At 59.7% G+C, this 10,021-nt stretch carries 7 protein-coding genes; 2 read left to right on the forward strand and 5 right to left on the reverse strand.

Translation table 11 applies throughout. From position 1 onward, the window contains the following. Positions 1-389 precede the first annotated feature (389 nt). From WKK33_RS01015 to citX, 4 genes are all read right to left on the reverse strand, one after another. Positions 390-1,601 (reverse strand): NADP-dependent isocitrate dehydrogenase, encoded by a 1,212-nt coding sequence (locus WKK33_RS01015; RefSeq protein WP_215760552.1) that lies wholly within the window; start codon positions 1,599-1,601, stop codon positions 390-392. A 112-nt stretch (positions 1,602-1,713) separates the two neighbouring features. Beyond that, positions 1,714-3,951, reverse strand: coding sequence for a hydratase (locus tag WKK33_RS01020; protein WP_337932084.1), 2,238 nt, complete (start codon positions 3,949-3,951; stop codon positions 1,714-1,716). 133 nt (positions 3,952-4,084) lie between these two features. Further along, positions 4,085-5,854 carry a [citrate (pro-3S)-lyase] ligase gene (citC, locus tag WKK33_RS01025; RefSeq protein ID WP_337637059.1) on the reverse strand — a complete coding sequence of 590 codons (1,770 nt, stop codon included), beginning with the start codon at positions 5,852-5,854 and terminating at the stop codon, positions 4,085-4,087. 70 nt (positions 5,855-5,924) lie between these two features. Then, positions 5,925-6,518: a citrate lyase holo-[acyl-carrier protein] synthase gene (citX, locus tag WKK33_RS01030; protein WP_337570004.1), complete on the reverse strand. Its 594-nt coding sequence runs from the start codon at positions 6,516-6,518 to the stop codon at positions 5,925-5,927. A gap of 562 nt (positions 6,519-7,080) precedes the next feature. Here citX and WKK33_RS01035 point away from each other — a divergent pair. Together WKK33_RS01035 and WKK33_RS01040 are read left to right on the forward strand one after the other, a co-directional pair. Continuing rightward, a complete protein-coding gene (locus WKK33_RS01035) occupies positions 7,081-8,832 on the forward strand; it encodes a M6 family metalloprotease domain-containing protein (RefSeq protein WP_337932086.1) in 1,752 nt (583 codons plus the stop codon). Positions 8,833-8,926: 94 nt separating this feature from the next. Then, complete coding sequence (locus WKK33_RS01040) at positions 8,927-9,409, forward strand: hypothetical protein (RefSeq protein ID WP_337932087.1); 483 nt, start codon at positions 8,927-8,929, stop codon at positions 9,407-9,409. Between the two features lie 11 nt (positions 9,410-9,420). Here the strand turns inward: WKK33_RS01040 and WKK33_RS01045 are convergent. Continuing rightward, positions 9,421-10,021, reverse strand: a 601-nt coding sequence (locus WKK33_RS01045) for a DUF4143 domain-containing protein (protein WP_337932088.1), incomplete at its 5' end; no start/stop codon positions are given.

A 10,021-nucleotide genomic window follows, 5' to 3' on the forward strand; every position in this document is an offset into this window, starting at 1 on the left:
CGAAGTCCCACCGTGGTACGCATCGTTGAGAGGCGTGGTGGGATTTGTTGCTGCGGAAATACTCTTTTTTATTGGAAACTCCAACTGTTTTCTTCAAAATCTGCTTGTCAAATATGGATTTTAACATAAAAAGTTCTCTAATTTGCACGTTATGCACGTTCCGAGTGAAATAATCCATGATGGTATCGAACTGATGTAGCACAATCAAGAATTGGGGATAAACAGCAAGGCCCCGACGGCATGACGCCGACGGGGCCTATGAGGTGCTGTGGGCGCAACGGCTATGGCTTGCGCCGCGCCCACGGCGATTTTGCGTGTTGGGATGGGGCTATGGGCATCGCCCTTATGCGAGAGGCCATGCCCTTATGCCCTTCTGCCATGCGCCGCCCTTATGCGAGGCGCTGCTCCAGGCGCTCGCGTATGGCGGCGATGAAGCCCGCTGAGGTCTTGGGCTGCGGTGTGACGCCCTCCATCAGACCGGCGAGGTCCTTGGTGACGATGCCAGCGTTCAGCGTGTCGAAGCAAGAAGCCTCGAGCTCGTTGGCGAAGCGGATGAGCTCAGGCAGGTTGTCCATCTCTCCGCGCTTGCGCAGGGCGCCGCTCCATGCGAAGATGGTGGCCATCGGGTTGGTGCTCGTCTCCTCGCCCTTCAGGTACTTGTAGTAGTGGCGTGTCACGGTGCCGTGGGCAGCCTCATACTCATACTTGCCGTCGGGCGACACAAGCACGGAGGTCATCATGGCCAGTGAGCCGAAAGCCGTCGACACCATGTCGCTCATCACGTCGCCGTCGTAGTTCTTGCAGGCCCAGATGAAGCCGCCCTTCGAGCGGATGACGCGCGCCACGGCGTCGTCGATGAGCGTATAGAAGAACTCCAGTCCGCGCTTCTCAAACTCGTCCTTGTACTCCTCGAACACCTCGTAGAAGATGATCTTGAACTGCGCGTCGTACTTCTTGGAGATGGTGTCCTTGGTGGAGAACCACAGGCTCTGGTTGGTGTCGAGCGCAAACTTGAAGCAAGAGTGTGCAAACGAACGGATCGACTTGTCGGTGTTGTGCATGGCCTGCAGCACGCCGGCGCCCTTGAAGGTGTGGACCACCACTTCCTCGCGCTTGCCGCTCTCGCCCTCGAAGACGAGCTTGGCTACGCCCGGCTCCTCAGCGCGGATCTCCACGCTCTTGTAAACGTCGCCATAGGCATGACGGGCTATGGTGATGGGCTTCTCCCAGTTGCGCACGGCGGGATGGATGCTCGGAATGGTGATGGGCGTGCGGAACACCGTGCCGTCGAGGATTGAGCGGATGGTGCCGTTGGGGCTCTTCCACATCTGGTGGAGCTTATACTCGTCCATACGCTGGTGGTTGGGCGTGATGGTGGCGCATTTCACGGCCACGCCCAGGCGCTTGGTGGCCTCGGCGGCGTCGCGTGTGATCTGGTCGGCCGTCTCGTCGCGCTTTACGAGGCCAAGGTCGTAGTATTCGGTCTTCAGGTCGATGAACGGGAGGATCAGTTCGTCCTTGATCATCTTCCATAAGATTCGGGTCATCTCGTCGCCATCCATCTCAACGATGGGAGTGGCCATCTGAATTTTCTGTACCATAGTTTATAAGGTTAAATGGTGAATGTGAATGGGGTTTGGGGGGTGTGAATGCCCGGGGACGTGCCCCGGGCGCTTAGGGGTTGCCCGCTGGCCGATGGGTCGGGGCTTCGGTCTACTTCAGGTTCTTGTAGTAGTTCATGAGGCAACCGTCGACCAGGATCTGGCGCTCAGTGGCCGTGAGGTTCTGGAAGAAGAGGTGGATGGGCTGCACACCGTTGGCGGTGATGACCTGCGCGTCGATCTCCTCCTTGCCAGCGAGGATGGCCTCGCGTATGCCCGGGATGAACACCTTGTCGCCCGGCTGGAAGTTGAAGGCCGTCTCGGGAGCGATGGTGAAGGGCACGATGCCCCAGTTGATGCAGTTGGAGCGGTAGCGCTTCGTGGCATACTCGTAGCAGATGTTGGCGTCGCCTCCCAGCACCTTCTGGCACGAGGCGGCCTGCTCGCGCGCCGAGCCGTCGCCCGGACGGTTGGCGAACACGCACGATCCGAAGCTGGTGTTCTCGGCGTTGGCGCCCACTGCCTTGAGGGCCTCAGCCACATTGGCCGACACGTTGCCGGCGCGGCGGTCGAGGTCTTGCCGCTGGATGGCCTTGCTCAGGCCCACATACTCGGGCACGCGGCGCGACAGGGCAAACTCGGAGAGCTTCAGCGGGTTGGAGCGGTAGCTCGACGTCTCGCCCGAAGGAATGAGCTCGTCGGTGGTGGTCACGGGGTCGTGGATGACGGCAGCCAGCTCCACCAGCATGTTCTCGGCCATGGGGTACATGGTGGGCCAATCCTTGATGTTCGGGCCATAGCGCAGCTCCGTCTCGGGACGTGCCTTGCCGAAGCCGTTGTAGACGCGGCACTTGTAGATCTTGTCGTCGTACTGGTAGGGCTTGTGCGTGTTCTCGTACGCCACATCGGTAGCGGCGGTGATGACGCCACCGTTGGCCGCCGTGGCGGCGATGGAGCGTGCGTCCATGAGCGCCACGAGCGCGAGCTGTCCCTGTCCGGGCTTCGATCCCTCACGGTTGGGGAAGTTGCGGGTGGTGTGGCGTATGCTCAGGCCGTTGTTCGACGGCACGTCGCCTGCGCCGAAGCACGGTCCGCAGAACGCCGGTTTCATCACCACGCCAGCCTCCATGAGGTCGGCGGTGATGCCCTCGCGCGTGACAGCCATCGACACCGGTGTGGACTGCGGGTAGGCCGACGCCGTGAAGTAGTCGTTGCCGATGCTCTTGCCCTTCAGGATGGCGCTTGCCTCGGCGAGGTTGTCGTAGGTGCCGCCCGAGCAACCAGCGATGATGCCCTGGTCGGCATGCACCTTGCCATCGACCACCTTGTCGACGAGATGCACGTCGACCTTCGTGCCGAAGCGCTTCTTGGCGTCTTCCTCGATGCGTGTGAGGATGCCCACGGGATCGGCCTGCAGCTCATGGATGGTCACGGCGTTCGACGGGTGGAACGGCAGCGCGATCATAGCCTCCTGCTGCGACAGGTCGATGCGGATCATCATGTCGTAGTAGGCCACGTCGCCCGGCTGCAGCTCGCGGTAGTCGTTGGGGCGCTCGTGTATGTCGTAGTGGTGCTTCACCTCGTCGTCGGTCACCCAGATGCTGCTCAGACAGGTGGTCTCGGTGGTCATGATGTCGATGCCGTTACGGAAGTCGATGGGCAGCTCCTTGACGCCGGGGCCGGCAAACTCGAGCACCTTGTTCTTCACCACACCGCTCTCGAAGGTGGCCTTCACGAGCGAGATGGCCACGTCGTGCGGACCCACACCCTTCTTGGGCTTGCCCTCGAGCCATACGAGCACCACCTCGGGAGCGTTGATGTCCCAGGTGTTGCGCAGCAACTGCTTCACCAGTTCGCCGCCGCCTTCGCCCACGCCCATGTTGCCGAGCGATCCGTAGCGAGTGTGTGAGTCGGATCCGAGGATCATGTTGCCACATTTCACCATCATCTCGCGCGCATACTGGTGGATGACCGCCTGGTTGGCCGGCACGTAGATGCCGCCGTATTTCTTGGCTGCCGAGAGGCCGAAGACGTGGTCGTCCTCATTGATGGTGCCGCCCACTGCGCAGAGCGAGTTGTGGCAGTTGGTCATGGCATAGGGCAGGGGGAACTCCTCGAGGCCGCTGGCGCGTGCCGTCTGGATGATTCCCACGTAGGTGATGTCGTGCGACATCATTGCGTCGAAGCGGATGCGCATCTTCTTGCCCTTCGCACCGTCCACGTCGTGAGCGCGGAGAATGCCGTATGTGATGGTGTTTTCGCGAGCCTCATCGGGGGTCATTCCCGTGTACTCGTCACGAATCTCTTTTCCGTTGAGGAGATAGACTCCATGCTTAATGAGTTCAACCATAATGTCAATGTGTTTTAGATTTCAAGAAATAAAGTTACTACTTTTTTGTTGTTTAGGCGTATAGACTGTTATGTTTTCTTTCGGTTTGGTGTTATTTTGTTGCTGTTTCGGTATATTTCCTGCAAGAAGTTAACTATTGTCGGGTTATTCCGTGCAAAAAGACAACCATCGACAACATGTCGGCGCTTCCCCCCGGCGACAGGTTTCGCATGATGAAACTGCGGTTCATGGCCTCCAGTCCGGGTTCCGAGAAGTCGTTGAGCAGTTGCCGCGCCTGCATCTTCACCTGTATCATCGTGTCGACCGACGAGCGGTGCACGATGTTGGTGTCGTCGAGCTCGGCCATGATGCGCAGCAGCGTGCGGTGGGGCGCATAGGTGTCGTTGGCGCGCCGCCGTGCAGCGTAGAAGGGCAGCCAGTCGGCGAAGAGGCGTGCGTAGCCCTCGCGTGCGTTGTCGAGCGCGCTCTTGAGGGTCGCCACCGGCGACGCTTCCACCTTGGCCCTACTGCCATGGGTGCCCTGCGTGTCGGGGAAGGCGGCTGCCAGGGCCGCGATGGTGGCGGACAGGAAGGCGGGCGGATTGGCGCCCATGGCGGCCGCGTGGGCCGCTGCGATGACGGCCAGGCCCAAGGCGAAGAGGGCTCCCTTGTGGGTGTTGACGCCCCCCGTGGCTGCGAGCATGGCGCGCTCGGCTTCGAGGCCGATGCCCACCACCTCGCCGTGGGGTGGCAGTTGTGGGGCGTAGCCCAGCAGGGCGAGCCTCACGAAGAAGGGGTGCAGGGCGCGTATGCCACGCATCATGATGGCGTGGTCCATGTCGGTGTGGGAGCCGTTGTCGCGACTGTCGACCAGTCCGGGCTTCGGTGTGGTGTTGAGTTCGGTGCGGAGGGCGCGCGTGGCGAGGTGCGCTATTAAATAAGGTAGGGTGGTGGGCGGCACGAGGGGTGCGGCGGCCGAGAGGTTGTTTTTCACCAGGGCCATGCGGACGCGTGAGGCGCTCACCGGCTCGCCGTCGACCTCATAGCGCTGCATCACCCGCACGTTGGGCAGGGTGGCCTGCATCAGTTTGTTGTAACGGCAGGTAAGGGCGTCGGTAGGCTCGCTGCCCACAAAGCGCACGGTGGCGCCGAGGGCCGGCGCGATGTGTCGGCCATAGAGGTCGAGGTCGAGCAGCATCTGCGTGTCGGAGGCATCGGAGAGCCGCTTGAGGAAATAGGTGGGGAAGGTGGCCTTGCTCACAGCGTAGTCGCTTCCGTCGACCACACACACGTTGGCCAGGTCGGCCACACCGCGGCTCACCATGTCCTTGCGCTCAGCGTAGGAGAACACCGAGCAATCTTCCTTGACGATGACCACATAGAGCGTGCCCACCTGGGCGGCGGCCTGCTCCACGAGGCGTCGGTGGCCCAGGGTGAACGGGTTGGCGTTCATCACGATGACGCCCGCCTGCGGCAGGGTGGCCGATGCGGTGGCTGCCGCCTGACGCTCGGCGCTGATGAGGCGGAGTGCCTGACTGTACTTGCCGATGCCTCCCACGCCCGTTTCCATGAGGATGGCTTGTGGCGCCTCCGCCAGCAGGCGGAAGGAGAGGCTCTCGAAGAGCTTCCGGTTCTGTGGTTTGGTATAGAGCTTCACACAATGGTGGCCCTCGGCATTGGCGCGCGCGATGAGATGCGACACGATGGTGTTGGCCAAGGCTTCGCCCTGATGGCCGTCGGCCACCGCCACACACTTGATGATGTCGCGCCACAGTCCACCGCCGGCGATGATGTCGCCGCTCGCCTCGTCGACCAGGGCGGCATAGTAGTCGACCTCGTCGAGCCTCAGGCCGCTCGCCGCAAGAAACTGCTCAATGCGGGCGCGTTGGCGTGGGATGCTGGTGTGGAGCTGAAGGATTTCCAATGTGGCTGGTGTTTTAATGCGTGGGGTGATTGAAAGAACAGGCAGTGTGTTAATGGGCAGGGGTTGGATTTTATCCTTCGTTTTCTCGCCATGGCATAGCTGAAGCAAGCTTCGCTTTGCTCATCTGGCTTAGCGAAAACGTTGATTTGACGTATGCGTCGATGCGTTGGTTGATGGCCTCCCAGATGTCGTCTTGCGAGTGCCATCGCATGCGCATGCAGTAGCGCGCCTCGCGGTTGCACACCAGGCAACGGCGCGGCTCGCCCCCCACGGCGGTTCGCGGCACGGGGGCGCCTTGCTGGTCGATGACATCGATGTCGAACAGTCGTCCGAGGGGATGGCTGTCCTCGATCTGCACCGCCATGAGCTTGGCCTCAAGAAGTGGGGTGGGGGTTAAGAGATACACCTCGTAGCCCGTGGGCAGGTCGCGCTCGATGAACCGCTGCTGGCGGTCGCCTTCGGCCCATTGGTCTACACCGAACGCTTTGCGCAGGGCCTCCACGGCGGCGTGCGCCACGATGAGCGACTGCCGATTACGCTTCACGCTTCCTGGCACCACGACGGTAGTGCACACCAGGGTGTGTCCTGGGTGCTCGGCCAACAATTGCTGTTGAAGGGCGTGGCGCGCATCGCGACTGGCCAGAAGTTCGTCAAGCGTAATCATAGTCGGTCTTTTTAGGTTGATAACTACTATATAACTCCTGAAACGGAGAGAACGCTTGCAACATCAGGGGGAGTGGATGATGGCGGTAATCGGTCGAGGAAAACAAGCCACGTAAATACGACAACACTCCCTTCCACAATGCTGAAGAGACGGATACGCCGAGGGGCGCTCCAAGATGTTCTCAATACTTACGCTCGCGCGAGTAGTATGGGTAGATTTCAGGTCTGCCCGCGTTAAACGTCATCGTTTCGGCGGACATTGGTTTAACGCCGTAAAGATAGGTATTATTTGTGAAACTTCCAAGTATTTAGGCCACAATTATGCATAAAAAGTGCATTTTTGTCATTGCAGGGTGGGCACGTGTGGCTAAAACTCCCATTGGCCATTGGGCTGACACCGGAAAACGGATAGGAGGTTATGGCCTCTTTCCAACCCTTGCCGAAAGAATCACTGACAAGAATTGAAATTGAATGACCGATTTGGGTTAATTGCTTGGCAAATCGTTGGGGAATTGAGAATTACGTTATACCTTTGCATACATTCACCATAAACACAAACAACATTGAACTTACGTAAACTGCTGGTTGCCGCCCTGACGCTCGTTGGTTTGGCGGAGAGCGCGTGGGCCGTGCCCGCTTATCCCGGCAAGATCCGTGTGAGGCAAGCCGACGGAACGACGCTCATCCTCCGCATCCATGGCGATGAGCACGCCAACTATACCACCACCGACGATGGGTTCCCCATCCTCCTCAACCCGATGAGCGGCAACTACGAATATGCCACGCTGCGACAAGGTAGGCCTTGCGCCAGTGGCATAACGGCTGCCGACGCCTCGCTGCGCACCGACCGTGACAGGAGGTTTCTCAACACCGTCGACAAGACCACCATGGCATCGGCCCTTGGGAAACGGCGGTTGGGGCTGAGCGCGCTCAACGAGAAGGCCGACCTGCGGAAGACGGGGCGCAATCCACGCCGCACGCTCGTCAACAACTTCCCACACACGGGCGAGCAGCGCTCGCTCGTCATCCTCATGGAGTTTAACGACAAGCGTTTCACCTCGATGGCCCACCCGCAACAGTATTACGCCGACGCCATGAACCAACCCGGCTTCACCGCCGCCAATGGCGCCAACGGCAGCGTTCGCGACTTCTTCGTGGCGAGTAGCGCCGGACGGTTTCGCCCCACGTTCGACGTGTATGGCCCTGTGCAGATCAACTACGGGCAGCACGACGCCGGACAGGGCACCTACGACACGGAGGTGAACATGGGCACCTTTGTGAAGGCCGCCATCGAGGGGCTCGACGACCAGATAGACTTCTCGCAATACGACCACGACGGCGACGGCTACGTGGATAATGTTTACATCTATTATGCCGGAGTGGGGTCGGCCGATTCGCGCGATGCGGAGACCATTTGGCCCCACGCCTACGACATGCAGGGATGGGGCATCGACGTTACCACCAACGACGGGGTGAAGATAGGCAGTTACACCTGCAGCAACGAGGTGGACGGCTATCGGTCGGGCAACCTCACGGCTGGCATCGGCACGTTTGTGCACGAGTTTGGCCATTGCCTGGGGCTCGCCGACCACTACGACACCAGCAACTCGTGGGCCAAATACACCCCCGACTGTTGGGACACGATGGCCAGCGGCTCTTACAACAACGACGGCAACACGCCACCCCTCTGCTCCTCGTTTGAGCGTTGCGAGCTGGGATGGCTGGAGCCCGAAGACCTCACCGCTGAGGCCGACACCGTGAACCGCCTGCCCAACCTCGGCGACTCCAACAAGGCCTACCTCATTCGGGTGCCGGGCGTCGACAGCGAGTATTTCCTGCTGGAGAACCGACAGCAGAAAGGGTGGGACGCCTACCTGCCCGCCTCGGGCCTGCTCGTGTGGCACATCGACGACGACCCGGAGGTGTGGGCCAAGAGCGAGGTGAACAACACACCGGCGCATCAGCATGTGGACATCGTGGAAGCCAACGGCAAGCAGTCGGGCAACACCTTTTATTATAAGGGCGTGCCTTTCCCCGGCGCCAATCATGTAACGTCGCATGCGTTTGTATCATGGGACGGCGACCCGTTGCTCGACATCGACAGCATTGCCGTGGCCGACAGTGTGGTGACGTTTTGTGTGGCTGGCGTGGAGACGGGCATCGCCCAGCCCTTTGGCTCCATGGCCGAGAGCCACCGTGATGGCGCGGCCGACAACCGCGTGTACGACCTCATGGGCCGACAGGTAAACAGTCGGTCGGCCAAAGGCATCTTGATCCGTAAGGTGAATGGTAAGATGATGAAAGTGGCCCAGTAAGTCTGGGCGCCAATCTCCCCATCGGTCAAACAATAATCTCTTAACAATCTTCCTATTTCGGTCTCATGACCGATTGGGGTTAAACAATGTGCGTATGAACACCCGATTCAGTAAGATTTTCCTGCCCGCCATGGTCATGGACAGCAGCAGTGAGCAGCTCGACAAGTTGACCTCCAACGACTTCTGCCGCGCCTTTCGTAGTTACAACGACTACGATTGTGATGTGGAGGAGATCGATTGGAGCCGTCTGCGCTTGCGTCGCACGAGGGTGGGCGGGCGCAAGGCGCTGGTGCTCGACTACCGCACCCGCGAGGACGTGAGCGGCAACGAGTATACGGTGATAACCTATAGCGCCGACAACACGCTGCCCGTGCGTTGCTATTCGTTCTTCTACGACTTCTACGCCGTGGGCCCCGAGCGCTATTTCCTCTCGGAGCACAATGGCGACCTGACCTCCTATCGCCTGCAAGGCTGGCCTTTCGAACTGTCGTGGCACACCGTGGTGGAGGCCGTGCGCCTCCACGAGCGCCATCATCCCCTCACCGAGCGTCGTGAGGAGGAACCGTCTGAGGAGTGAGGTAGCCAGGATTAGCCCTTCAGCAAGAACTTATAGGCGGGAATGATCTCTATATCCATGCCCAGTTCGGCCGAGTGGATGGTTTCCTCTTGGTCGTAAGTCACGATGACGCACCTTCGGGCTTTCAGGAAGGGTGCCACCTTAAGCAGGGCGCCTATCTCCCGCTCCTTGGTAGCCTCGTCGGTCAACCGATAGGATGCCTGAACCAGAAGTCCCTCGGTGGGCACACAGAAGTCGACCTCCACATTCTTGTTGTAATAATAGAGGTCTTGTCCGTACCTCTTATATAACGCTATGGCCACGATGTTCTCAAGCAGTTTTGTCTCAGGCTGAAACAAGAACAGGTTGAGAATGCCGTTGTCGTAGAAATAATGCTTCTTGATGGTTTCGCGTTGGGCCACGGTGTCGGTGAAACAACTGACGCCAAACATCAGATAAGAGTCGTGCAGATAGTCGAGGTAGGTGTTGATGGTTTCGCGCGTAATCTTGGTGCCATCGCCTTGAAGGATGTTTTGCAAGCGCTTGACGGCTGTGGGTTGCATCACGCTATCGGCGAGTTTCCTGATGAGCAAGCGCAGGCTTTTCTCGTTGCGAATGCCGTTTCTCACGACG

Source organism: Hallella sp., assembly GCF_037460745.1.
GTDB lineage: Bacteria > Bacteroidota > Bacteroidia > Bacteroidales > Bacteroidaceae > Prevotella > Prevotella faecis.